Genomic DNA, 23,187 nt, shown 5'->3' with positions numbered 1-23,187 from the left:
ACCGGCTAGGATCGATCGATACGGCAACAGAACATTACAAAGGGCTTTTCGTTCATCATGTTGCGTCTCTTCGTCGCGCTCCGCCCGCCCCGCGCCATCCGTGAATCGCTGATCGCCGCGATGGGCGGGGTGCCGCATGCCCGCTGGCAGGACGACGAGCAGTTGCACTGCACGCTGCGCTTCCTGGGCGAGGTCGACCGACCGCAGGCGGAAGACGTCGCGGCGGCGCTCGGCAGCATCCACGCGCCCGCGCCCGTGGTGCGGATCGCGGGCGTCGGGCGGTTCGCGCACAAGGGGCGGACGGACACCCTATGGGCCGGCCTCGCCCCGCACGACGCGCTGCGCCATCTGGCGCGCAAGGTCGATCAGGCGTGCGTACGCGCCGGGCTGGCGCCGGAACGCCGCGCCTATCTGCCGCACATCACGCTCGCCCGGCTGCCGCGCAGTGCGGGCATGGCGCCCGAGATCGAGGGCTGGCTAACGGTGCACGCAGGCCTTGCCAGCGCCGACTTCGCCTGCCCGCATATCGTGCTCTACCAGAGTCACCTGGGCCATGGCGGCGCCAGTTACGAACCCGTCGCGCGCTGGCCTCTGGTGACGGCGGCGGAACCGGCACTGTCGCTGCCGGGTTCGGCCGGGTAAGAACCGGACAACTTTCAGGGAGATTTCCGATGCGCGCGATGCTGATCCTCGGCCTGTCCACGGCGGCGCTGGCCGCCTGTGCCCCCAAGGACGAGGTGGCGGTGGGCAGCCCCGTCGCCGGCGGCGCGCGCGCCGTCGCGATGCTGAAGACCAGCACCGGTGCCGATGCCGGCCGCGCGACCGCGACCGAAGTGGCCGGCGGCATCCGCTACACGCTCGACGTGAAGGGCCTGCCCGCCGGCACGCATGGCGCGCATATCCATACGGTCGGCCGCTGCGACGCGCCCGACTTCACCACGGCAGGGGGGCACTGGAACCCGACCGCAATGAAGCACGGCAGCATGAACCCGCAAGGGCCCCACGAAGGCGATCTGCCCAATCTGATCGTCGACAGCGCCGGCCGCGGCACGATCGGCATGACCGTGCCCGGCGCGACCATGGCGCAGATGCTGGATGCCGATGGCGCCGCGATCGTCGTTCACGCCGGCCCCGACGATCTGATGACCGATCCCTCGGGCAACAGCGGCGGCCGCATCGCGTGCGGCGTGTTCACCGCGGCATAAAAACGCAAGCCCAGGGCCCCAGCCCTCACCCTTCCGCGGCTGCGCCGCTCCCTCCCTCTCCCGCCGGGAGAGGGAAGGGCACGCGACCGAGGGTCGTGGGAAGGGTGAGGGCGTGGCCGCTCAGGGCAGGTTAGTCAGCCACCGACACCCGCCGATACGCCGCGACCGCGATCAACACCCCCGCGATCTGCGCCAGCGTCGCCACGCCCGCCGCGAACGCGTGGACGATCGCGACGGCCAGCGGATTGGCCCCGCCGCCCTCCGCCGCGGTGCCGCCCAGCCAGCGCGCGACCAGCATGAACGGTTGGCCCGCTAGAACAGCGCCCAGATAGACGGTCACGATCGCGCCGAGCAGCGAGAATTGCGCCTTGCGCGTCAGCCGCCACGATCGGCCGACCGCCGCCATCGCCCCCACCGGCGCTTCGGCGAACAGGATCGGGCCGGCCAGCATAAAGCGGCTCATCAGCCACAGGCCGGGCAGCAGCAGCAGATACATGCCCGCCCCCGACGGGATCGACACGACCACCATCGCTAGAAGGTAGCGCGGAAACATCACCGCAGTCCGCTTCAGCGCCTCGCCCACCGTCGGCCGGTTGCGGTCGAGCAGCAGGCAATAGAGCAGCGCCGTACCGAAATAGGTGATCGCATAGGCGACGACCGAGCCCAGCCCGTAATCGCCGACCCAGACGTCCAATTTGTCCATCCACGCCTGCGCGCGCGCCTGCGTGTCGGCGATATCGGGATCGGGGAACGGCAGCGGCCCGACCAGCAGCAACAGCGCATAGGTCGGCACGAACAGGAACAGGCCGGCGGCGCGCACCAGCACGTCGGCCTCACGCCGGAACAGCGCCCAGGCGTCGCTCAGCAAGGCGGCAAGCGTGATCCTCACGCCGCGGCCCGCGCCCGCAGCATCGCGTCCCGCGCAACGAACGCGACATAGGCCTGCGCCGAAAAGACGATCGCCACTAGCGTCAGAGCGGTCGATGCCGCCTGTGCCGCCACGGTGCCGACGAACCGCACCGTCGCCACGGCATCGCCGCCCAGCACCAGCGCGGTGACGAGGCCTGCGACCGCCTGCGCCGCCCAGCTCGCGATCATCACGACGATCATGAACAGCAGCACCGCGCCGACCAGCCGCCATGTATGCCGCCGCGTCAACCGCCACGCGCGGCCGATCGCGCCCAGCCCCAGCCGCTCGCGCAGCACCACCGCGTACAGCGGCAGCAACCGCGCGCCGACGAACAGCAGCACGACAAAGGCGACCAGCATATACAGGCCGGCGAGCAGCAGCGGCCCGGACGCCTCGGGGCTCGCCGGCGGCGTACCGTTCGCCATGGCGGCAAAGTCCATATGCGACATCACCAGCAGCACGATCGCCGGCAGGAAGGCGATCGTGACGACGATGCCGAGCACCAGCATCACGCCCAGCGCGGGCAGCAGTCGTTCGGTCGCCTGCCGCTGCGCCACGGGGCGTGTCGTTGCCGGATCGGTGGCGGCGGCGATGATCGCCAGCTGCCCCCAGATCGACGCGATCGTCACCGCGATCAGCAACAGCACGACGATCGCCGATCGCAGGCCGCCGGCCGGCGCGTAGGATGTATAGGCTGCATTGATCACGCCCGGCACGAACACGGTCAGGATCGCGATGCCGGCCAGCATGCCGCCACGCCCGCCCAGCACCTCGCTGGTCCGGTCCCACACGTCACCCATCTTGACCATCGGCTCGCCCCCTTCGCGGTTCGCGCGCCGGACTAGCCCAACGTCCGCGGCTTGGCCACTCGCAACCGGTCCCGCACGACTTGCCAGCGTGCCGCCGCTGCCACACATGGCGAGAATGAGCGAGATCGACGTCGGCACGATGAATTCCAACGCTATAGACGGGGGCCGTATCGAATGGCGCGTGTCGCCCGGCCTCACCCCCTATGACGTGGCGCTGGCCGAGATGGAGGCGCGCGCCGCCGCCGTCCTGGCGGGCGAAGCGCGCGAACTGATCTGGCTGCTGGAACACCCGCCGGTCTACACCGCCGGCACCAGCGCCGCACCCGGCGACCTGATCGACGCGCGCTTTCCCGTCGTCGCGACGGGCCGCGGCGGCAAATACACCTATCACGGGCCGGGTCAGCGCATCGTCTATATGGTGCTCGATCTCGGCCAGCGCGGGAAGGACGTGCGCTGCTTCGTCCATGGCGTCGAAGGCTGGGTCATCGCGGCGCTCGCGGAACTCGGCGTCTCGGCGTTCCGCGCGGAGGGGCGCGTCGGCATATGGACGACGGACGGCGGCCCCGAGGCGAAGATCGGCGCGATCGGCGTGCGCGTGCGCCGCTGGATCACGCTGCACGGCCTGGCGGTGAATGTCGCGCCCGACCTGTCCCATTTTGGGGGCATCGTGCCCTGCGGCCTGCGGGAATTCCCCGTCACCAGCCTTAAGGCCCTGGAACGCAACGCCGATCTCGCAACCTTTGACGCCGCCCTCGCGTTGACCGCCCCGGCCTTCCTGTCCTCCCTCGCCTGCCCCGCATCCCCCCGGGGAGAAAACGAGGCTTGAGGGCGGGCCGTTATGCGATTAATGTCTACCGTGATTTGGGAATTAAAGGGCCAGCAAGCCGTCCAAATCCTATTCTAGGGAGCTTCCAATGCGTGCAACCATCTCCAAGATCCTGACCGGCTCGCTGATCGCCGGCGCCGCTCTCGCCGTGTCGGCCTGCGGCCCGAAGACCGAGACGACCACCGAGAACACCATGGTCACCGACATGAACTCGACCGACGACATGGGCACCATGAGCGACAACATGACCGCCGTCGACGGCGCGTCGAACGGTGGCATGATGGCCAACGACACCATGATGGCGAACGACACCATGATGACGTCGAACACCACCACGACCACGAACGCGATGTAATTTCCCGCTTCGGGTTATTTCATTTGCGAAACGGCCGTCCGGGCAACCGGGCGGCCGTTTTCGTATCGGCGCGCGCGGCAAGAGCTTTGGCACAGACCCATGGCCGAACGAGGCAACGCTTTGGCGCATTCGCGACGAAATTTGGCGGAACATGCTTAATCAGGGATTGGGTCGCCCGCCAAAACCATCTAGAATTGCCCGATATTGCTTCGGCGAGGATGGGTTCAGATGAGTAAGTTGCGGATGGTGTTCGCGCTGGGATGCGCGGCGACCAGCCTGGTGGCGGCGGCGCCCGCGTCGGCGCAGTTCTTCCTGCGATCGCACGATTATCATGGCGAGGAAGTGACGGGGACGGAGGCCAATCTGGGCCAGGTGCTGCCCGGCGCCACCCCGGTGGAGCTGCGCGCGGCGATGGCGTGGAACCTGCGCGCCGCGCTCAACGTCGCGGCGCTGCAATGCCAGTTCGAACCGACGCTGTTGACGCGCGAAAACTACAATGCGGTGCTGCTCGACCATAAGGACGAGCTGGCCGGCGTCTGGCAGACGCTGACGAAATATTTCACCCGCACGTCGAAGACCCCGCGCGACGGACAGAACGCGCTCGATCAGTTCGGCACGCGCACCTATTCGAATTTCGCCACCGTCTCCGCCCAGCTCAACTTCTGCCAGACCGCCAGCGAGATCGGCCGCGACGCCGTCTTCGCGCCGCGTGGTGGCTTCGGCCCGCTGGCGCTGTCGCGCATCCGCGAATTGCGCAACAGCCTGACGCCGTATGGCGAACAGCATTTCCAGCGCTACCTGGGTCGTGATTACGCCTCCAAGCCGCGGTTCGATCCGATCTGCTGGAACAAGAAGGGCGAATGGGTCACCAAGAAGTGCGGCGCCTTCGCCTGGCCACCCGCCGCCCCCACCACGGTCGCGGCCACCGCAAAGGGCACCGAGACGGCGCAGCGCTAAGGCGAACGGGCGCGGCTCGCCCCGCCCGTTCGGTCACCTGGCATGGTCCGGAATTCAATCCCGATGCGGCAGGCCGTTGGCGTCTTCTGCCGCCGCCCCATTCACCCGATCGTCATCCCCGCGAAGGCGGGGATCCAGAACCGCTAACCTTGCGGTTCTTTCGAAGACCTGCGCGTCTGGATTCCCGCCTCCGCGGGAATGACGGTTCGTGAAAACCAAGGGCGCCCCCGCCCCTATCGCAACCCCAACAGCTTGTGCGTCTGAAGCGACAGCCGCCAGTGCGGGCGCTCCATCACCAGCGCGATCGCGGCGTCGACATTCGCCTGGCCGGCGGCATCGTCCATCGGCTGGAGCAACCGGTGCGCGAAGTCCCAGCTTTCGATCGCGTCGATGTCCGTGCCCGGCTGCGGCCAGACGAGCTTCAATTCGTCGCCCGATCGCTGCACCACCTCGCTCCCCGCCTTGGGGCTGATGCACACCCAGTCGATACCGGGGTGGACGGGCAGCGTACCGTTGCTCTCGATCGCAATGCGAAAGCCCGCATCATGCAGCGCATCGACCAGCGCATCGTCGACCTGCAACATCGGCTCGCCCCCGGTCAGCACGACGAAGCGATCCGCCTGCCCCGCGCCCCATAAGCCCGCGACCGCTGCGACCAGCGCGCCTGCGTCCGCAAACTTGCCCCCGCCGAGGCCATCGGTGCCGACGAAATCGGTATCGCAGAAGCGGCAGACCGCCGTGGCGCGATCCTGCTCGCGCCCGCTCCACAGATTGCAGCCGGCAAAGCGCACGAACACCGCGCGCCGGCCGGCATTGACGCCCTCGCCCTGCAGGGTGAGGAACATCTCCTTGACCGCATAGCTCATCGCATCACACCCGGACGGCGTAGACCGTGGGATCGGGAATCCCTGCGTCTTCGAACCCCTTGGACCGCAGGCGGCAGCTGTCGCAGGTGCCGCAATGCACGCCGCCGGGCGCGGGATCGTAGCACGACCAGCTCAGCCCCATGTCGACGCCCAGCCGCTGGCCCTCGCGCACGATATCCGCCTTGGTCATATGCTGGAGCGGCGCGTGGATCGTGAAGCGCTGGCCCTCGACGCCCGCCTTGGTGGCGATCTCCGCCAGCCCTTCGAACGCCGCGATGAATTCCGGCCGGCAATCGGGATAGCCCGAATAATCGAGCGCGTTGACGCCGATGAACAGGTCGCGCGCGCCCGCCGCCTCCGCCCAGCCGAGCGCGAGGCTGAGGAAGATCGTATTGCGCGCAGGGACATAGGTGACGGGAATGCCGCCGCCCTCCTCGGTGCCGACGCCATCCTTGGGCACGGCGATATCGTCGGTCAGCGCCGATCCGCCGAAGGCCGACAGGTCGAGCGGCAGGATGATATGGCGTTCGGCGCCGAGTACATTGGCGACGCGGCGCGCGGCCGCCAGTTCGACGCGGTGGCGCTGGTTATAGTCGACCGACAGCGCGAGCACGCGATAGCCCTGCTCCCGCGCGCTGGCGGCGGAGATCATCGAGTCGAGCCCGCCGGAGACGAGCACGACGGCCAACGGTGCGGCCTGGTTCTGGTTCATCATGATCCGCCGCCCGCTAGGCGAATCGTGGCCAAAAGAAAAGGCCCGCACGGGGGGCGCGGGCCTCAAAGGGGAAGGGCGCAAGCGCCCTTTTAGGGAGAAAAGCGTGCGACGCTGAAGCATCCACACGCCTGTTTTAGCGGGAAATCCTTACTATCCGGTGCAGATTCGCCCCATGGCTCACGCCACCGCGGCGGCATCCGCCGGAATGGGGAATTTGGTCGCGCAGAACGCGCAATCGACCTGGATCAGCCCATTCTCGTCCGCCATCTCGCGCCGTTCCTCGGGCGTGAATTTGGCGAGCACGCTGGCGATATAATCGCCGGTGCAGCGGCAGCCGCGCGACAGGGGTGTCGAGGCGAGTGCGCGCACCTCTTCCTCCTCATTGAACAGGCGCCAGACCAATGTCTCGAGCGGCAGCGCCGGATCGGCGAGTTCGTCGACCCCCATCGTCCGGCCCAGCGCCTCGACATGCTCCCATTCGGGATGGTCGAGCCGCGTGTGCAGCCGCTCGCGCCCCACCTCGCCTTCGGGCAGGTGCTGGAGGAACAGGCCGCCGGCAACCGTATGCCCCTCGCCATCGCGCGCGATGCCGACGCTGACCAGGCTCGGGATCTGCTCGGACTGGACGAAATAGCTTTCGGCCGCCTGCGCCAGCGTGTCGCCGTCCAGCGGCACGATGCCCTGATAGCGCTCGCCGGTGGTAGCAAGATCGAAGGTGATGGCGAGATAGCCCTGGCCGAACAGCGCGAACAGCGTCGGCTTTTCCGGCATTTCGGCGAACTTGTCCGCGTCGTAATCGATATAGCCGCGCACTTCGCCACCGCGATAGTCGCACACCAGCAGGCGGACGACGCCGTTTTCGGTGCGCGTCTGCATCGTCAGCTGGCCGCTCGGGTCCTTCAGCGTCGAGCCGATCAACGCGGCGAGCGTCAGCGCCTCGGCGAGCAGCGCCTCGATCGCGGGGGGATAGGCGTGTGCGGCAAGCACGCTGTCGAGGGCCGGCCCCAGCCGCACGACACGGCCGCGCGCCGAGCGGCTGGGGATCGCGAAGCCGAGCGCGCGATCGAGATCGGTAGTGGATTGTTGCATGCCCGCGAGATGGGGCGTGGCACGGCGAGGGTCAACCGGTGGGGCCGTACCGACCCTCACCCTTCCGCGGCTTCGCCGCTCCCTCCCTCTCCCACCGGGAGAGGGAAGAGGCGCGCAACGCCGAAGGGTGAGGGCGGGTGCGGAGCGGCCGTTACAGCCCTACCGCCGCACGGCCTTCGCCAGCGCCCGCAGCCGCGGATGGCCCATCGCCCGCTTTGCCACCGCCACCGCACCATCGAATCCCGCCAGCGCCGCCAGAGTCGCGCGATTGGCCAACGTGGGCGTCAGCACCAGCAGGTCGACGCATTCCACCCCGCCGGTCGCGAACAGCCGCTTGTGCTGCCCCTCCCCTTCGGTGAAATCGAATCGCGCGAACCGATCCCGGAACAGGTCCTCGAACGCCGCTGCCTGTAGCACCGTGCCCGGCGACAGATCACCGAACGCCGGATCGTGGCCGACATAATCGTAGCGCAGCGCATGCCCCTGGGCCGTGCAGCACAGATAGGCTGCGGGCTTTCCGCCGATCAGCAGCAGCCACGCGCGCAGGCCATCCGCCGCCGCCCGCGCGCGCAGCCGTGCGACCGCCTCGGGCGCGGCTGGCAGGCCCGAATCGAGCAACCGCTCCTGATAGGTTCGTGCCGAAATACCGCGCGCGATCGGGTGAAAGGCATCGAAGTCCGCCGCGTCGCGATAGGCACGCACCACCATCCCCGCCGCCGCCACCTTCTTGGTCTTGCGCCGCAGCGTCGCGCGTGCCGACCCCGACAGGCTCGCCAGCCACGCCGCATGCCCGATCGACAGGTCGGTAAAATACCGCGTGTAGCGCTGCCGCTCCCGCACGATCCGCCCGCTCGCGGGAAGCGCAGCGGCGAGGGCCGCGGGCAGCGAGGTCACCAGATAGCCGTCGCCCCGCGCCGGCGGCAACGCGGGCAGCGCTCCGGCCAGCACGTCATCCAGCGCCAGCGGCACGCGCACCAGATCGCGCCGCACCGTGGCGAGCGTCCGCGCACCCACCTGAAAGCGTAAGGGAATCGCGCTCACCGGCGCCGTTCCGACACCCAATTCGACCAGGCCTGCTCCGCCTGCCGCGCCCGGCGGCGCCACAAGGCGGGGCCCAGCGGCCGGTCGTCCGCATCCAGCGCCAATACCGGCCGATCGGCGAAATGCCGCGTCGGCAACGCCGCCGCGCGTTCCGCCAGCCGTCGGCACAGCGCATCGAAGCGCCGGACATGCACCGCATTGGCATGCGTGCCCGCCCGATTGGCGAGTTCGAAGCCATGGCTGACGATCGTCACCGCCTGATGCGCCGCGGCCATCGCATGATCCAGCGCCGCCGCCGCCTCATGCCGCGACAGCGCGCACAGCTGGAACGTGCGCAGCCGCCCGGGCAATTCCTCGATCACCGTCACCGGCACCTCGACCAGCTCGCGCATCACCGGCGCGATCTGCGTCGGTGCCAGCTGGATGCGGCTCACCTGCGCCTCGCCGCCATTGTGGCTGCTGTCATAGGCGAAGCCCAGATCGGCGAGGGCCCGTAGCGTGTCGTCGTTCGCGGAATAGCTGCCCGCGCGAAACGCGATCGGCGGCGGTGCCCCCGCCGCGACCAGCAGCTCGGTCGCGGTGACGAGCAAGGCGCGCTGTTCGTCGGCGCCATATTCGTGCAGCTGGAACCGGCCGTAACGGGTCTTGCGATCGCTCTCGTCGGCCCCGCGCCAATTGGGGTGGATGTGCAGCTGCACCTCCTGCCCCGCCGCCAGGATCGTCTTCACCATCCGCCGCACGGGATCGATACCGAAGACCAGCGCCGGCATCGGATCGACGAAGAAGCACGCTTTCAGCCCATGGCGGGCCAATTGCGCCAGTTGAAAGGACAACCCCACCCCCGCCGGCTCGATCGAACGGGCATAGATCGTATCGACGTCATATCCCGCGGCATAATGGCGCCACGCGAATTCGACATCGACGGTCAGGAAGACGGAGGTCGTCATCCCCTCCGCCCTATCCGCCGCCGATGAACAAATGCCTAGGCCGGGTCATATTTCAGACCATAATGGCCGTAACAAATTATGTCTCGGCCGCTTTTGCGCTGCCGCCCGTCGGCCTTGGGCCACCGGATCACGCAAAACAACCAGCGCGGACCCGCTTGATCGCATAGGGCGACTCGGCCCGGTCGCCCTCCCGCGTGGCGGCAAGGGCCATCACGGCTGGATGCCGTAGCGCTTGTAATCCTCGTCGATCCGCGGGTTGATCAGGCGCGCGGCGGCGAGATCCGCCTTGCCTTCGGCCTTGCCCTGCCGCCCCAGGATCAGCCCGCGCATGTACAGGCTCGCCGCCAGCCCCGGCGCATTGTCGAGCGCGGCGTTGAGGTCGGCGAGCGCATCGTCGAAGCGGTTCATGCGAAAGAACACCATCGCCCGGCTGTCCAACGCCGCTGTGGTCGAATCGCTGAGCTCGATCGAGCGCGTGCAATCCTTCAATGCGGTATCGAGCGCGACGTTCAGCGTGCCCTTGATCCAGCATCGGCTGTTGAGCAGCCGCGGATTGCCCGGCCCTGCCGCCACCGCCTGATCGATCGCCGCGATCGCCCCATCCTTGTCGCCGGTGCGTGCGAGCACGTCGGCCTTCAGCGCGATCATGCCGGGCTTGCTCTTGCCGCCCGCATCGATCCGTTCCTGCACCAGCTCGATCGCCGCATCCTTTTCGCCGCGATCGGCGCGCAGCGTCGCCAGCGCCTCGACGGTATCGTCGTCCGACGGGTCGATGCCGCGCGCGGCGGTCAGATCGGCGAACGCTTTGCTGAGGTCGCCGGTCTGCCGATACAGCGCGGCGCGCCGGGTATAGGTGCTGGCATCGGGCGTGATCGCGATCGCCCGCGTCAGATCGGCGATCGCCTTGGGCCGGTCGTACGTCTGCTCGTAGAACCAGGCGCGATTGGTATAGACCTCCGCCTCGTCGGGCTGGTCGGCGACGCCGCGATCGTACAGCGCGGCGAGCTTGGCGAACCCGCCGGCGCGCTTCGTCGCCTCCACCCGGGCGGGCAGGTTGGGCAGATCGGCGGGCGCGACGACGCTCAGCAACCGGTTTTTGGCCGCGCTGATCGCGGCCCGGTTGGCGGCGATCTCGTTCGCGGGCACTTCGGCGCCCGACAGGACCGAGCGGTCGTCGATCGTCACCACGCCATTCGCCTCCGCGACGGTCCGCGTCACCGTCACCCCCGCCATCGGCTTGGCGAAGCTGCGATCGCCCTCCAGCGTGTAGCCCTTGCCGCTATCGGGCAGGCGGATGCGGGTCAGGCTGCGGTAATAGGCCCCGTCGCCCGTGGCGACCGGCATCGCCGCCCAGGCCGCGCGCGCACGATCGGGTTCGAAGGTCATGCCCGCCACCGTCCGGTCGATCACGCTGCGATAGCGTTGGTCGACGCGATTCCAGTCCGGATAGGCGATGCCGGTGACGGTCACCGTGGCCAGGCCCGTCGCGGCGTCATATTTCAGCGTGCGATCGACCACGGTCGCGGAGCCAATGATCCCCTGCGTCATCTTGTCCGCCATCTTGCGGATATCCTCGCGGCTCGCCTGCGCCTGCGCCGCCTGCAGCATCTGGCCGATGCGACCGCGCAGGTTGACCGTCGCCGTCAGCACCGCCGGCAGGTCGACGCCCGCACTCTCATCCAGATCGATCGTCGCCTCGATATGCGGCCGCGCCGGCGTGCGCATCGGCAGCGCGAGCAGCGGCGCTCCCGCTGTACGCACCGGCAGCGTCCAGCGGAACGGCGGCGTATCGCGCAGGTCGGCCAGCCGGGCGCCGGCGTCGGTGCCGTCCAGCCACAAGGTTTCGCCGTTCACGCTCGCGCGCACCAGGATATGGTCGAACGCGCCGGGCGTCGGCAGGCGATCGGGCAGCAGGTCGCCCAGCTTGCTGCTCGCCAGCACCGGCTCCGCCTCGATATCCAGCGCGCGCAGGATCGACAGCAGCAGCAGGGTCTTCGCCTTGCAGTCGCCATAGCGCAGCTGCCACGTCTGGGCCGGGCTCTGCGGCTTGTAATTGCCCTGATCCATGCCGTTGAACAGATAGCGGACCTGTTCCTGCACCAATTGCAGCGCCGCCGCGGTGCGCTGCATCGGGTCGCTGCTCGCCGCCTTGATCTTGGCGACCTCCGCGGACAGCGCCGGATCGGCGGCGATCAGCCCGTCGGTCGTATAGAGCGGCGCCATCACCTTCGACACCGCCGCCCAATCGGCAAAGCTCGTCGCCTCCAGCAGCCCCAGCCGCTGGAACCGCACCGGTACGTCATTGGGCAGGTCGGGCTGCTTGGCGAGCGGCAGCGGCACGCTGATCTCGCGATAGCCACCGACGACGCTCTCCACCGGCTTGGGCGCCTCGGCATAGAGTTTCCAGCGCACCTGATCGGTCGCCGGCCACAGCACGCGGGCCCGCGCATAGCCGATCTTCAGCGGCGCCGACGGCAGCGCCTGGAAGCCCTGCATCGCGCCCTGCAACACCGCGTCCTTGCGCGTGATCGATACGACGACGTGCAGGATATCGCCGACGCGCAGGCCCTCCACCGCCATCGTCGCGGTCAGCATGCCATCCAGCTGGCGCTGTTCCAGCTTCTGTTCGCGACGCAGCACATCGAACCCCGCCTTGGCGCCATTCGCGTTCGCCTTCAGCAGGTCGATACGCTCGGGCCCGCGGATGATCTCGGCGCGGTGGACGATCAGGTCGCCCGCCGCCGGCTGCCATTGCAGGCTGACCGTCCCTGCCTGCCCCAGCATCTCGGCCGTCGCGATCCGCGTCGCGGTGTCGGTGTACTGCCACACCGTGCCGCCCTCCAGCCGCTGCTGGTTGTCGAGCACCATCAGCACCGGCGAATCGGGCGTGACGCTGGCGGGATCGACCGCGGGCGCCGGCTTCACCCAGGCCGGCACCGGCTGGTACAGCACCTTGTCGGCCGCCTGCGCCGCCCAACTAGTCGACCCGAACAGCGCCACCAGCGCCAGTCGCCGCATCTTCATCATAATCCCCCCTGCCATCCCAAAAGCAGATGACGTCACATCACACGCCGTTCGTGCTGAGCCTGTCGAAGCACGCCCCTCCCCAAGCATGACGCTCGCGGCGACGGGCCCTTCGACAGGCTCAGGGCGAACGGTGCAAACGATCACCCCCGGATGACCCCCGCCCCCGATATCGATCAGTCTAGCGACCCACGATGCAGCGGCAACGCAGAAAAGATGAGGATGCGGTGGAAGAGCACGTATCGCTCTTCTTCGTCACCCCGGACTTGGTTCGGGGTCCACTCTGCGGCGAGGGGAACGGCAGGAGACTCTTGCCACCCCCTAGCGGCCCGGTGGACCCCGGACCACGTCCGGGGTGACGGGTCTCCTTGGGTTGCGCGCCCGAACCTCACCGCGCGTGGTAGAAGTCGTACACCTGCTGCGCGACCCCCGCCGACACGCCGGGCGCCTTCTTCAGATCCTCCAGGCTCGCATTGCGCACCGCGCGGCCGGTGCCGAAGTGCATCAGCAGCGCCTTCTTGCGCGCAGGCCCGATGCCGGGCACCTCGTCCAGCGGGCTCGCGCCGATCGCCTTCGCGCGCTTGTCGCGATGCGCGCCGATCACGAAACGGTGGACCTCGTCGCGCAGCCGCTGGAGGTAGAACAACACCGGCGCATTGACCGGCAACTGGAATTCGCGCCCGTCGAGCAGGTGAAACACCTCGCGCCCCTCGCGGCCGTGGTGCGGCCCCTTGGCGATGCCGACCAGGCACACGTCCTCGATCCCCAGGTCCTCCAGCACCGCCTTCGCCGCATTGAGCTGCGGCTTGCCGCCGTCGATCAGGACGAGGTCGGGCCATGTCCCGTCGTCACGATCGGGCGCTTCCTCCAGCTGGCGGGCGAAGCGGCGGCGGAACACCTCGCGCATCATGCCGACGTCGCTGTCGGTCGCCGCCTCATTCCCCTTGATATTCCACTTGCGATACTGGCCCTTGCGGAAGCCCTCCGGCCCCGCGACCACCATCGCACCTACGGCATTGCTGCCCTGGATATGGCTGTTGTCGTAGATTTCGATCCGGTCGGGCGGGTCGCCCAGGTCGAACAGCTCCGCCACCTCGCGCAGCAATTTCGCCTGCGTCGTGCTCTCCGCCAGCCGCCGCTCCAGCGCCTCGATCGCGTTGCGCTTGGCCTGGTCCATCAGCCGACGCCGGTCGCCGCGCTGAGGCACCGACAGCGCGACCTTATAGCCCGCGCGCTCGCCCAGCGCCTCGCCCAGCAGCGCGCCCTCGCCCAGCTCGCGGTCGAGCAGGATCGTCTTGGGCGGCGGCACTTCCTCGTAAAATTGCGTGAGGAAGCTCGCCAGCACCTCATCCTCGGGCACATCGTTGGTGTGCTGCGGGAAGAAGCTGCGATGCCCCCAATTCTGGCCGCCGCGGATGAAGAAGGCCTGGATGCCGATCACCCCGTCCTTGCACGCCAGCGCGAAGACGTCGGCATCGCCCACGCCCTCCGCGTTGATCGCCTGCGTGCCCTGCACGAACGTTAGCGCCTTCAACCGGTCGCGCAGCAGCGCGGCCAGTTCGAAGTCCATGTTCTCCGCCGCCGCCTGCATCTGCGCGCCGAGCTTGGCCTGCACCTTGGTCGACTTGCCGGCCAGGAAGTCGCGGCAATCGTCGACCAGTTCCTTATATCCGTCCTTGTCGATCCGCCCGACGCAGGGGGCCGAGCAGCGCTTGATCTGGTACAGCAGGCACGGCCGATCCCGCGTCTTGAAGAAACCATCGGTGCAGCTGCGCAGCAGGAACAGCTTTTGCAGCGCATTCAGCGTGTTGTTGACGCTGCCCGCACTGGCGAACGGCCCATAGTAGTTGCCCGGCGCGCGGCGCGCCCCGCGATGCTTCTGCACGCGCGGGAAATCGTGGTCGCCGCGCAGCAGGATGAACGGGAACGACTTATCGTCACGCAGCAGCACGTTGTAGGCGGGGCGATAGCGCTTGATGAGTTGCGCCTCGAGCAGCAGCGCCTCCGCCTCGTTGTTGGTCGTGACGATCGTCATCGACCGCGTCTGCGCGATCATCCGCTGGAGGCGCTTGGTGAGCCCCTTCACCTGCGTGTAGTTCGCCACCCGCTGCTTCAGCGAGCGCGCCTTGCCGACGTACAGCACGTCGCCCTTGGCGTCGTGCATGCGATAGACGCCGGAGCGCGTCGGCAGCGTTTGCAACACGTTACGGATCGCGGCGACCCCCGCCTCGATATCGGGGGTATCCGATCCGCGGACGGCGTAGGTGGCGCGTTCTTCGTTGAATCGATCGGGCGGACCGTAGGACGACATGCCCGCCATGTAGGAGTCGGCCGGGGTCGGGGCTAGAGGTTAACGCCCGCTCGGCAATCCCTTGCGCGACACCGGCGGCGGCGCGCCACCACCCAGCGCGGCGAGGTCATAGGCGAGCTTGCCCATCAGCTCCGCCGTCATCTGGCCGCCGCTCAGCGGCGCGAGCCGGCGCAGCGACAGCGCCTGGAACTTCGACAGATTCTCGTCGTCGCTGAGGCCCGGCATATCCTTATCGAGCACCGCCTTCGCGCGGGGATCGGCGAGCAGGTCGACAATCGGCGTGTCGAGCGAGAAATGCGCGTGAGTGGTCGATGCGGCTGCCGCTGGAGCGGGCGCTTCCGCCGGCGCGGGCGGCGATTCGGTCGCGGTATCGGGCTTGGCCTCGACCGGTTGCGCCTCGGGCTTCGGCGTCTCTTCGGTAGCGGTTTTGGGTTCGGCCGGGGCGGTGACCGTCTCGTCCGCCGGGATGTCGAGCGAGAATTTCCCCGCACGGTCCGCCGCCTGCGTCTGGGTTCCGATCAACAGCAACGACAGCAGGATCGACATGGCTACACCTCACCTCGCGCCGTGGCGCGTTGGGGACCTGTAGCACCGCCTGTCATTCCTCGTCACCCCGGACTTGGTCCGGGGTCCACCGGGCTGCGAGGGGTTGGCAAGAGGCTCAGGCGATCCCCTTGCCGCGAAGTGGACCCCGGACCAAGTCCGGGGTGACGGCAGGGGTGGGGCCATCGCCCCTCACGCCTGCGCGAACAGCTTCGTCCCCACGATCCCCACCACGGTCACCGCCATGAAGCACGCCTGCACCAGGCTCACCTTGTCGCCGAACAGCAGCACGCCGCCGATGATGACGCCCACCGCGCCGCAGCCGGTCCACACCGCATAGGCGGTGCCAGCGGGCAGGCCCCGCATCGCCAGCGCGAGCAGCCCCATATTCACGAACGACAGCACGATCGGCACCGCCGACGCCTGCCACGTCGCCAGCGTCGCCGCCCATTTCAGGCTGAGCGCCCAGCAGATTTCGGTAAAGACGGCGATTGCGAGGATAAGCCACGACATCGGATTGCTCCTGTGCGGGCTCGGACAAGACGGGACGGCGCCGGAAACCCGTGAAGAGACGCACGTCGGAAAAGAAAGTCCTCCCCTGCCAGGGGGAGGTGGCAGCGCGTCAGCGCTGACGGAGGGGGAGGATACGGCGAGGCCCGCCGTGCCTAATCAAGGCGCCGCGCCTGCGGAAACGCCCCCTCCACCACGGCCTTCGGCCGCGGTCCCCCTCCCCCGCTGACGCGAGGGAGGATTGAAAGATCAGTTCGGCCGGCCCAATCCGGCGATCGAGCGATCGATCATCGCGCGGTCGGCATCGGCGTCGAGCTTTTCGGCGATCACCAGCGCTGCCGCCTTGGACGCGGTCTCCGCCGCCAGCGCGCGGACCTCGGCGATCGCGGCGCGTTCGGCGGCGGCGATCTTGTCCTCGGCGCGCTTGGTGCGGCGGGCCATCAGCTCCTCCGCATCGTGCTTGGCCTTGGCGATGATCTGGTTCGCCTCGGCCTGGGCATGCGCGCGCATCGTCGCGGCGTCGGCTTCGGCAGCCTTGGCCTTCGCCTCATATTCGCCGCGCAGCCGCTCGGCCTCGGCGCGCAGCGCCTTGGCTTCGTCGAGCTGGGCGCGCACACCGGCGATCTGCTTGTCCAGGCTTGCGGCGATCTTCGCCGGCACCTTCACGAACAGCATGCCGATCAGCACGACCAGCGCGGCGATCCCGACCCAGCCGGTGGTGTTCAGGCCGAGGGCGGTCGGCTCCTCGACGTGATGCGCCGCGGGTTCGGAGACGTTGGCGGTCAGCTGGCTGCCGTCCCGCACGTTCTGCGTCTGCAGCCCCTGCGCGGTCGCGGCATCGGCGAGATTGGCGGCGACGGCGGCATCGCCAGCGTCACCGGCCGGCGTGTTCTGGGGGGCGGCCTCAGCCATGCGCGTTGCTCCTGCGCACCGCATCCGCGGCGGCATCGATGCCGACGGTCAGGCCCGACACCTTGGCCACCAGATCCTGCGTCACCTCGGCGGCGACCGCCTGCAGGTTCAGCATCGCCTGCGCCTTGGCATTGCCGACCGCGAGGTCGTGATGCGCGAGGCGTTCGGCGAGTTCGACGTCGATCGACTTGATCTGGCTTTCGGTCGCCTTGACCGCCTGCGCCTTGGCGGCGGTGGTCTCGGCATGCGCCGCGGCGCGCGCCTCGTCCATCTTGGCGCGCCAGGCCACTTCGACCTGGTCGGCGGCAAGGCGGGCCTGTTCGGCCGCGGCAAGGTCGCCCGCGATCTGGCCTTCACGCGCGTCCACGGTCGCCATGACCTTCGGGACCATCATCTTCCCGATCCCGAAATACAGGATGCCGAAGGTGATGAGCAGCCAGAAGATCTGCGAAGCGTAGGTGGCGGCGATCTGCGAAATCTGAGGCATCGAAACCCTTTAGCGCGACCTCGAACGATCCGCCGGACGCGAGTAAGCGCCCGGCGAACGCATCCGATGTTAGGCGACGAACAGCAGGATGATCATCGTCACGAAGGCGAGCAGGCCGAGCAGCTCGGCGCCCGCGAAACCGATGAACAGACGGCCCTGCTGGCTGTCCGCCGCGCCCGGATTGCGCAGCGCGCCTTCGAGGAACTTGGCGAACACGTTGCCCACGCCCAGCGAGGCAAGGCCCATGCCAATCGCGGCCAGGCCGGCGCCGATCATCTTGGCGGCTTCTGCGTCCATGTCAAAACTCCCGTATCAAACAGTTGGGTTGAAACTAAAAACGAAACTCAGTGCAGGTTGACGGCGTCGTTCAGATACACGCTCGTCAGCAGCGCAAAGACATAGGCCTGGATCGCGGCGACCAGCAGCTCGAGCAGCGTGATGCCGATCATCAGCACGAAGCTGGGCAGCGACACGAGCAGGCCGTAACCGACGCCCAGGTTCATGCCGGTGATCACGAAGGCGGCGAGCACCTTCAGCAGGATGTGCCCCGCGGTCATCGCGACGAACAGTCGCAGGCCCAGCGAGAAGGGGCGCACCAGGAAGCTCATCAGCTCGACGATGAAGATCAGCGGGATCATCAGCGGCGGCGTGCCGTGCGGCACGAACAGGGTGAAGAAGTGGAAGCCGTGCTTGCCGAAGCCCACGATCAGCACGATCGAGAAGCTGATGATCGCCAGCACGCCGGTGACGGTCAGGTGGCTGGTGACGGTGAACGGATGCCAGCCCGGCACGACGCCGACCGGCGACAGGCCCCACAGGTTGGCGAACAGGATGAACATGAACAGCGAGAAGACGTAGGGTACGAAGCGCTTGCCTGCCGGCCCGACGTTCGACGTCAGCATGTTCGACACGAAGCCGGTGAAGCCTTCGACCGCAGCCTGCCAGCGGCCGGGGACGAGCTCGCGCTTCATCCCGCCCAGCATGAACAGCCACAGGCTGACCAGCGTCACGACCATCCACAACGCGGAGTTGGTGAACGAGATGTCGTATCCTGCGACGACCCAATGCCGACCGAACAGGGGTTCGATCAGGAACTGGTGCATCGGATCGATTCTGCTGCCCGATTCTGCCGCCACGTGTGGCCTTTCGCTCCCTGATACGACAAACGCCCGGTTTACTCCGGGCGCTCGCCTGCAATCCGTAAGATCTGCCTGAACGCGACCGCGATTCCGAGGAACAGCATCACGATCAGCGCCCATGGGGTCGTGCCGAACCAGCGGTCGATACACCAGCCGATCAGGGCACTGCCGACGAGGCTTCCGATCAAAGCGGCGAGCACGCGATTGCCGAGCGAATATCCCGCATCGGCCGTCGGCGCCCCCTGCCCCGTCCGCAACGCTTCGGCGTGCCGGGCTTCCCTCAACCGCTCGTCGAGCGCGGAAAGCCGCGGATCCTCCGCGCTGGTGAAGTCTCGTCCGGTATCGTCATCCGCCACGCGCATCCCCTCGCCTGTATCGTTCAACCGGGGGAGAAAGCGCGCAGGGCGACCGATCCCGCCAAGGCGTGGTCCGTTTAGGTGGGGGTGCCGAGGGTGTCAACCGGTGAGTAACCCACAAGCAATTCCCCCCCGCCAGGGGGAGGGGCGTCCTCACACCACCGTTCGCGCTGAGCCTGTCGAAGGGCGCGTTGCCACGAGCGTCACGCTTGCGGAGAGCCGCCCTTCGACAGGCTCAGCGCGAACGGAACACAGATTCGTCCGCGCCTCCAGCGATCACTCGCACAGCCTTCACCCTTCCGCGCCTACGGCGCTCCCTCCCTCTCCCGGCGGGAGAGGGAAGGGGCCCGCCCCGGCGCAGCCGGGTGGGAAGGGTGAGGGTCGACAGCGGGTCTACCGCGTCACTTGCACCGCCCGTCCAGCTCCGGCGTGCCGGTGTTTTCCTTCCACTGGCCCGACGGCGTCTTGTACATCTCGCCCACCGGCACACGCGCGACGAGGTTGCAGCCGGTGGTGAAGGCGAATTGCTCGACCGTCGAACCATTGGCCTGCGCGCTCTGCGTATAGGCCGCCTTGCGCTTGATGTTGATGTCGCGGACCAGCGCCTGGATCGCGGGGCCGCCCTTCACCACGCCGAGATAGCCGTCGGGCTGTTCGCCGACTTCCTTCGCCTCGCGGGCCGCCGCATAGGCCGGGTCGCGCTGCGCGAACGCCGCGCCCGACAGGCCCGCCAGCGCCATGGCGGCGGCTCCGATCATCATCCCAGTCGTCATGCTGCTCTTGGTCATCAGAAAATCCCCGGTTGCTTGTCGATCAGCGCCTTCGCCTCGCCGTCCAGGCGGTACACCACCTGCTGCGTGACGCTGATGTTGAGGTTGATCTGGATCGGCTTTTCGGGTGCGGACACGTTGATGCAGCCGCCCAGCGTCGCCGCCATACCGATCCCGGCCATCCCCATCGCGATCCGCAATGTCGTGATTCGCTTCACCATCTTCAATCCTGTTTCGGTTGTGGCACGGGTGCGCTTGCGGGAGGCTGAATGACCGCCTTGCGCCGTTCGCGGTCGATCAGCTGGGGCAGCAGGCGACTCGGGTCGTAGAAGCTTTGCGCGCTGTCCAGCAGCCCGCGGAACGGCGCCTTAATCGTGATGTTGAACACGAAGGGCAGCTTTTGCAGCCGGCGGACGATGAAATTGCTCTTCGCGCCTTCGCCCTGCGTCACTCCGGCAAAGCGCACCGCGGTCACCATCTCGCCCGCCAGGGGGCCGTTCATGGATATGGTGAGGTTGCGATAGCGCAGCGATTTGAGCGCCTGGAACGCGATATTGCCCCAGATGCCCAGATCCTTCTGCGTCAGGTCGCCGACATAGGCGATGCTGCCCCCGCCCGGCCGCACCGTCAGCCGCCCGCCCTCGATCCGCCCGCCGTTGTCATCGAAGATCATCGGCAGCTCGCCGTCGAAGATGCCGGTGGCGTCGAGGTTCTTGAAATCGAACTGCTGGAGGAACTGGTCCGCCGCCACCCCGTCCAGACGGAAGGTCAGCCGCCGCTGGCCCGCCTGCGCGAAATCGAGCGTCGTCGGCAACAGCGTCATCGTGCCGCCCGCGAACGGCCAGACGCCGCTGTCGATCTGCACGCGCTGTTCGGGCAGCAATTGGTAGACGATCGTGCCGTCGGTCACGGCGATGCCGGGGTTGATCGTCTTCACCGTCGCCACCTGCGCCGGCGCGCTCGCCAGGCTGAGCAGGTCGCTGAAATGGATCGTCGTGCTCAGCCCCGACACCGGGCCGAACGCCGCGGCCAGCGCCGCATCCTTCGTCGCGAAGGTGCCGGTGGAGGTGACGCCGTCGGGCGTCCAGCCGATATGCGCATCGCCGGTGACGGTCGCACGCACTTCGGCGACGACGCCGAAGGTCAGCCGGGTCAGCAGGTCGGGCTGAAAATCCTTGGTGAAGACGATGCCCGGCACCGTGAGATCGGCGGTGCCCGCCCCCGCCGACAGACGATGGACGATGCGCACGTCGGCGACCTTCACCGCCTTCGTCGGCTCGTACAACGTGCCCCCCGCGGTGATCGTGCCATCGGCGAGGCGCAGCGTGACATCGCGCGCCGCGAGCGTCTTGAAGCGCGGATCGGGCGCGGCATCGTCGACCGTCATCGCGCCGGTCAGCGCCAGCACGCCGCCGCGCAGGTTCCAGTCGCCCGCCGCCGCGCCCAGCAGCAGCGGCACGTTGCCGATCTGGCCCGATCCGCCGGCGAACTGACCGGCAACCCCGCCACCCGCGATCCGGCCGGTCAGCTGCCCCAGATCGATCCGCGTCACCCGCTCCGGACTGCCCAGCCGCGCCGCGACGCCGCTGAGGGCGAACCCGTTATCCTCCAGCCGCAACTCGCTGCCGCTGGCCGCCAGCGTCAGCGGCGTACCGCCCAATCGCCCGGTCAGCCGCGTCGCGGGCAGGCGCACGCCGCCGCCGATCCGCCCGCGTTCCACCGTCACCACCGCCGCCGCACCATTACGCGGGCACACGCGCGTTCGTACCGGATCGAGCACCAGCCCCGCCACCGCGAGCCGCTGGATCGCGACGGCCACGCACCCCGGATCGACGCGCAGCCGCCCGCGCCCGTCCCAGTCGAGATCGAGCGGCGCCTGCAACCCCTCGATTCGCCCATCGCCGAGCGGCCCGCTAAGGTCGATCCGCGTCGTGACCCGCGTCACGCCGCCGCTGCCCGCGCTGAACGTCACCGGGGCCAGCGCCAGCCTCGCCCCACCCGCGGCATAGGGCGCGACGATCGCACGTCCGCGGATCGGCGCGCCCGCGCGGGCCTGTGCCAGCTGCACGTCCGCCTGCGGCAGGCCACCGCCCGCGATCTGCACCGCGGTATCGATATGCACGCGCCCCTGCGGCCAGCCGTACGCGATGCCGCTGCCGCCCCCCAGCCGCAGTCGCGCGCCGCTCGCCGCCGCGAGCGCCGCGCGCGTCACGCGCAGCTGGCCGCTGCCACCCGCCTGTCGCACCGCCAGATCGGCGCTGCCGTCGATCGCCTGCCCCGCCCGGCGCAGCGCCGTACTCAGCTGACGCACCAGCGGCGCGACCGGCGATCCCGCGCCCGTCCGGGCGTCGAGCACCGCCAGCATCCGCGGCGCGACCTGCCCCCCGGCCACCGTCACCGTACCCGCAAACAGCTGTTCCGCCCCGATTCGGTAGCGCCCTTTCACCGCCAGCGTCTGCGCCGCACCACCCGGCGCACGCACCGCCGATGCGGCGAGGTCCGCCCGCCCCTCGGTCGCCGTCGCATTGCCGTCGAACGTCGCCGATCCCTTCAGCGCCTTGGTGGACGCACCCGCCACCGCCACCGCCCCGCTCGCCAGCCGCGCCGAGCCACGCCACGCATCGAACGCCGGCGACAATCGCGCGTCGATGTCGGCCGCAACGCTCGCGATTCGGCTCGTCCCGCACGCGCCGCGCGCCAGTCGCACCGGCCCGGCCACCGTCGGCGCGCCCTTGGCGACCGTTACGCGCAGCGCCGCCTGCACGCCGCGCGCGACGCAATCGTTCAGCCGCAGCGTCTCGCCGACCAGCGCGACATTCCCCGCAAAGCCATCGTCCAGCCGCCCGCGCCCGCTGACCTTCAGTCCCAGCACGCCCGCCGGCGTCTCGACCCGCAGCCGCGCATCCTCGGCATCGACGAACAACGCCGGCAGCGCGAAGGGCGTCGCCTGGCCCGAGGGCGCCGGCAGCAGCCGGTCGATCGCCCCGAACGACAGCTTGCCGCCCACCCAGCGCGCGCGCAGCCGGACATGCCCCGCCCGCACGCCGACCACCTTGGCGCCGTCCAGCCCGATCCGCGTCTCCGCCTCCAGCCAGTCGGCGACGAGGTCGGGGTCGGCGGGATCGCCGAGCACCACATTCTTGAGCCGCTGCCGCCCCGTCCCGAACGTGCCGATCGTATAGCGCGCCGGCACGCCGAGCTTCGCCAGTTCGCGGTCGATGACGCGCGCCGCGATCGGCCGTCGCACGCTCCACAGCGCGATCAACACCGCCAGCACCACCAGCGCCACGCCGAGCGCGATGCTGCGGCGCCGGCTGAACGCACCGAAGCCCCGTCGCCGGCGGGGCAGCGTCTCGCGCGGCGGGTGGGCGGCATCGTCCATCACCGCCTTCATAGGCTTGGGCCAAGCGCGGGC

General features: G+C 68.8%; 24 protein-coding genes. 5 read left to right on the top strand and 19 right to left on the bottom strand.

Translation table 11 applies throughout. The annotated features are described in order from the left end of the window. The first annotated feature begins 57 nt into the window (after positions 1 to 57). Both thpR and ACP690_RS12785 read left to right on the top strand, forming a co-directional pair. A complete protein-coding gene (thpR, locus tag ACP690_RS12790; RefSeq protein WP_426261349.1) occupies positions 58 to 642 on the top strand; it encodes an RNA 2',3'-cyclic phosphodiesterase in 585 nt (194 codons plus the stop codon). Between the two features lie 29 nt (positions 643 to 671). Then, positions 672 to 1,205, top strand: coding sequence for a superoxide dismutase family protein (locus ACP690_RS12785; protein WP_294314503.1), 534 nt, complete (start codon positions 672 to 674; stop codon positions 1,203 to 1,205). A gap of 130 nt (positions 1,206 to 1,335) precedes the next feature. Here ACP690_RS12785 and ACP690_RS12780 read toward each other — a convergent pair whose 3' ends face one another. Both ACP690_RS12780 and ACP690_RS12775 read right to left on the bottom strand, forming a co-directional pair. Then, the gene (locus ACP690_RS12780) at positions 1,336 to 2,094 is read right to left on the bottom strand and encodes a hypothetical protein (protein ID WP_241890166.1); all 759 of its coding nucleotides are present in this window, start codon (positions 2,092 to 2,094) and stop codon (positions 1,336 to 1,338) included. Continuing rightward, positions 2,091 to 2,924, bottom strand: coding sequence for a hypothetical protein (locus tag ACP690_RS12775; protein WP_426261348.1), 834 nt, complete (start codon positions 2,922 to 2,924; stop codon positions 2,091 to 2,093). Before ACP690_RS12775 ends, ACP690_RS12780 begins: the two co-directional genes overlap by 4 nt. A 115-nt stretch (positions 2,925 to 3,039) precedes the next feature. Between ACP690_RS12775 and lipB the strand changes: the two genes are divergently transcribed. From lipB to ACP690_RS12760, 3 genes are all read left to right on the top strand, one after another. Beyond that, on the top strand, positions 3,040 to 3,750 hold the full coding sequence (lipB, locus tag ACP690_RS12770; protein WP_426261347.1) for a lipoyl(octanoyl) transferase LipB: 711 nt from the start codon (positions 3,040 to 3,042) through the stop codon (positions 3,748 to 3,750). 88 nt (positions 3,751 to 3,838) lie between these two features. Next, positions 3,839 to 4,105, top strand: coding sequence for a hypothetical protein (locus ACP690_RS12765; protein ID WP_017979986.1), 267 nt, complete (start codon positions 3,839 to 3,841; stop codon positions 4,103 to 4,105). Positions 4,106 to 4,333: 228 nt separating this feature from the next. After that, positions 4,334 to 5,062, top strand: a complete 729-nt coding sequence (locus ACP690_RS12760; RefSeq protein WP_226341858.1) for a hypothetical protein — start codon at positions 4,334 to 4,336, stop codon at positions 5,060 to 5,062. Between the two features lie 233 nt (positions 5,063 to 5,295). On the opposite strand, the gene queE is transcribed toward ACP690_RS12760, so the two are convergent. The 17 genes from queE to ACP690_RS12675 all read right to left on the bottom strand — a co-directional run bounded on the left by queE (position 5,296) and on the right by ACP690_RS12675 (position 23,166). After that, entirely contained in the window at positions 5,296 to 5,928 is a 633-nt protein-coding gene (gene queE, locus ACP690_RS12755; protein WP_426261346.1) for a 7-carboxy-7-deazaguanine synthase, read from the bottom strand. A gap of 4 nt (positions 5,929 to 5,932) precedes the next feature. Beyond that, the gene (gene queC / locus ACP690_RS12750; RefSeq protein WP_043060167.1) at positions 5,933 to 6,643 is read right to left on the bottom strand and encodes a 7-cyano-7-deazaguanine synthase QueC; all 711 of its coding nucleotides are present in this window, start codon (positions 6,641 to 6,643) and stop codon (positions 5,933 to 5,935) included. A gap of 177 nt (positions 6,644 to 6,820) precedes the next feature. Continuing rightward, positions 6,821 to 7,732 (bottom strand): Hsp33 family molecular chaperone HslO, encoded by a 912-nt coding sequence (locus tag ACP690_RS12745; protein WP_244056586.1) that lies wholly within the window; start codon positions 7,730 to 7,732, stop codon positions 6,821 to 6,823. A 159-nt stretch (positions 7,733 to 7,891) separates the two neighbouring features. After that, positions 7,892 to 8,773, bottom strand: coding sequence for a GNAT family N-acetyltransferase (locus tag ACP690_RS12740; RefSeq protein WP_426261345.1), 882 nt, complete (start codon positions 8,771 to 8,773; stop codon positions 7,892 to 7,894). After that, positions 8,770 to 9,720 carry a polysaccharide deacetylase gene (locus ACP690_RS12735; RefSeq protein WP_426261344.1) on the bottom strand — a complete coding sequence of 317 codons (951 nt, stop codon included), beginning with the start codon at positions 9,718 to 9,720 and terminating at the stop codon, positions 8,770 to 8,772. Before ACP690_RS12735 ends, ACP690_RS12740 begins: the two co-directional genes overlap by 4 nt. 210 nt (positions 9,721 to 9,930) lie before the next feature. Then, complete coding sequence (locus ACP690_RS12730; RefSeq protein ID WP_426261343.1) at positions 9,931 to 12,747, bottom strand: DUF3857 domain-containing protein; 2,817 nt, start codon at positions 12,745 to 12,747, stop codon at positions 9,931 to 9,933. Between the two features lie 385 nt (positions 12,748 to 13,132). After that, positions 13,133 to 15,055 carry an excinuclease ABC subunit UvrC gene (gene uvrC, locus ACP690_RS12725; protein WP_294210031.1) on the bottom strand — a complete coding sequence of 641 codons (1,923 nt, stop codon included), beginning with the start codon at positions 15,053 to 15,055 and terminating at the stop codon, positions 13,133 to 13,135. Between the two features lie 39 nt (positions 15,056 to 15,094). Continuing rightward, positions 15,095 to 15,601, bottom strand: coding sequence for a hypothetical protein (locus ACP690_RS12720; RefSeq protein WP_426261342.1), 507 nt, complete (start codon positions 15,599 to 15,601; stop codon positions 15,095 to 15,097). 189 nt (positions 15,602 to 15,790) lie between these two features. Further along, positions 15,791 to 16,111, bottom strand: a complete 321-nt coding sequence (locus tag ACP690_RS12715) for a DMT family transporter (protein ID WP_017979997.1) — start codon at positions 16,109 to 16,111, stop codon at positions 15,791 to 15,793. A 246-nt stretch (positions 16,112 to 16,357) separates the two neighbouring features. Next, on the bottom strand, positions 16,358 to 17,020 hold the full coding sequence (locus ACP690_RS12710) for a hypothetical protein (protein ID WP_295562812.1): 663 nt from the start codon (positions 17,018 to 17,020) through the stop codon (positions 16,358 to 16,360). Continuing rightward, entirely contained in the window at positions 17,013 to 17,507 is a 495-nt protein-coding gene (locus ACP690_RS12705) for an ATPase (RefSeq protein ID WP_294314478.1), read from the bottom strand. The genes ACP690_RS12710 and ACP690_RS12705 overlap by 8 nt, the downstream gene beginning before the upstream one ends. Positions 17,508 to 17,576: 69 nt before the next feature. Further along, entirely contained in the window at positions 17,577 to 17,804 is a 228-nt protein-coding gene (locus ACP690_RS12700; RefSeq protein WP_038662560.1) for a F0F1 ATP synthase subunit C, read from the bottom strand. Positions 17,805 to 17,851: 47 nt separating this feature from the next. Further along, entirely contained in the window at positions 17,852 to 18,643 is a 792-nt protein-coding gene (locus ACP690_RS12695) for a F0F1 ATP synthase subunit A (RefSeq protein WP_426261341.1), read from the bottom strand. Between the two features lie 38 nt (positions 18,644 to 18,681). Continuing rightward, positions 18,682 to 19,008, bottom strand: a complete 327-nt coding sequence (locus ACP690_RS12690) for an AtpZ/AtpI family protein (protein ID WP_017980002.1) — start codon at positions 19,006 to 19,008, stop codon at positions 18,682 to 18,684. A gap of 395 nt (positions 19,009 to 19,403) precedes the next feature. Next, entirely contained in the window at positions 19,404 to 19,790 is a 387-nt protein-coding gene (locus ACP690_RS12685; protein ID WP_241890176.1) for a YdbL family protein, read from the bottom strand. Continuing rightward, positions 19,790 to 19,993 carry a YnbE family lipoprotein gene (locus ACP690_RS12680; protein ID WP_017980004.1) on the bottom strand — a complete coding sequence of 68 codons (204 nt, stop codon included), beginning with the start codon at positions 19,991 to 19,993 and terminating at the stop codon, positions 19,790 to 19,792. Before ACP690_RS12680 ends, ACP690_RS12685 begins: the two co-directional genes overlap by 1 nt. Before the next feature lie 2 nt (positions 19,994 to 19,995). Then, positions 19,996 to 23,166 carry an intermembrane phospholipid transport protein YdbH family protein gene (locus ACP690_RS12675; protein ID WP_426261340.1) on the bottom strand — a complete coding sequence of 1,057 codons (3,171 nt, stop codon included), beginning with the start codon at positions 23,164 to 23,166 and terminating at the stop codon, positions 19,996 to 19,998. Positions 23,167 to 23,187 lie beyond the last annotated feature (21 nt).

The organism is Sphingomonas sp. DC4900, assembly GCF_049896485.1.
GTDB lineage: Bacteria > Pseudomonadota > Alphaproteobacteria > Sphingomonadales > Sphingomonadaceae > Sphingomonas > Sphingomonas aquatilis.
The sequence above is the reverse complement of the archived record's forward strand: the minus strand, read 5'-3'. Positions and strand labels throughout refer to the sequence as shown.

Bases quoted from the DNA above. Each gene is read 5' to 3' on its own strand.
- thpR (WP_426261349.1), top strand. From the start codon at position 58: ATGTTGCGTCTCTTCGTCGCGCTCCGCCCGCCCCGCGCCATCCGTGAA.
- ACP690_RS12785 (WP_294314503.1), top strand. From the start codon at position 672: ATGCGCGCGATGCTGATCCTCGGCCTGTCCACGGCGGCGCTGGCCGCC.
- ACP690_RS12775 (WP_426261348.1), bottom strand. From the start codon at position 2,924: ATGGTCAAGATGGGTGACGTGTGGGACCGGACCAGCGAGGTGCTGGGC.
- lipB (WP_426261347.1), top strand. From the start codon at position 3,040: ATGAGCGAGATCGACGTCGGCACGATGAATTCCAACGCTATAGACGGG.
- ACP690_RS12765 (WP_017979986.1), top strand. From the start codon at position 3,839: ATGCGTGCAACCATCTCCAAGATCCTGACCGGCTCGCTGATCGCCGGC.
- ACP690_RS12760 (WP_226341858.1), top strand. From the start codon at position 4,334: ATGAGTAAGTTGCGGATGGTGTTCGCGCTGGGATGCGCGGCGACCAGC.
- queE (WP_426261346.1), bottom strand. From the start codon at position 5,928: ATGAGCTATGCGGTCAAGGAGATGTTCCTCACCCTGCAGGGCGAGGGC.
- queC (WP_043060167.1), bottom strand. From the start codon at position 6,643: ATGATGAACCAGAACCAGGCCGCACCGTTGGCCGTCGTGCTCGTCTCC.
- ACP690_RS12745 (WP_244056586.1), bottom strand. From the start codon at position 7,732: ATGCAACAATCCACTACCGATCTCGATCGCGCGCTCGGCTTCGCGATC.
- ACP690_RS12735 (WP_426261344.1), bottom strand. From the start codon at position 9,720: ATGACGACCTCCGTCTTCCTGACCGTCGATGTCGAATTCGCGTGGCGC.
- ACP690_RS12730 (WP_426261343.1), bottom strand. From the start codon at position 12,747: ATGATGAAGATGCGGCGACTGGCGCTGGTGGCGCTGTTCGGGTCGACT.
- uvrC (WP_294210031.1), bottom strand. From the start codon at position 15,055: ATGTCGTCCTACGGTCCGCCCGATCGATTCAACGAAGAACGCGCCACC.
- ACP690_RS12720 (WP_426261342.1), bottom strand. From the start codon at position 15,601: ATGTCGATCCTGCTGTCGTTGCTGTTGATCGGAACCCAGACGCAGGCG.
- ACP690_RS12715 (WP_017979997.1), bottom strand. From the start codon at position 16,111: ATGTCGTGGCTTATCCTCGCAATCGCCGTCTTTACCGAAATCTGCTGG.
- ACP690_RS12710 (WP_295562812.1), bottom strand. From the start codon at position 17,020: ATGGCTGAGGCCGCCCCCCAGAACACGCCGGCCGGTGACGCTGGCGAT.
- ACP690_RS12705 (WP_294314478.1), bottom strand. From the start codon at position 17,507: ATGCCTCAGATTTCGCAGATCGCCGCCACCTACGCTTCGCAGATCTTC.
- ACP690_RS12700 (WP_038662560.1), bottom strand. From the start codon at position 17,804: ATGGACGCAGAAGCCGCCAAGATGATCGGCGCCGGCCTGGCCGCGATT.
- ACP690_RS12690 (WP_017980002.1), bottom strand. From the start codon at position 19,008: ATGCGCGTGGCGGATGACGATACCGGACGAGACTTCACCAGCGCGGAG.
- ACP690_RS12685 (WP_241890176.1), bottom strand. From the start codon at position 19,790: ATGACCAAGAGCAGCATGACGACTGGGATGATGATCGGAGCCGCCGCC.
- ACP690_RS12680 (WP_017980004.1), bottom strand. From the start codon at position 19,993: ATGGTGAAGCGAATCACGACATTGCGGATCGCGATGGGGATGGCCGGG.
- ACP690_RS12675 (WP_426261340.1), bottom strand. From the start codon at position 23,166: ATGAAGGCGGTGATGGACGATGCCGCCCACCCGCCGCGCGAGACGCTG.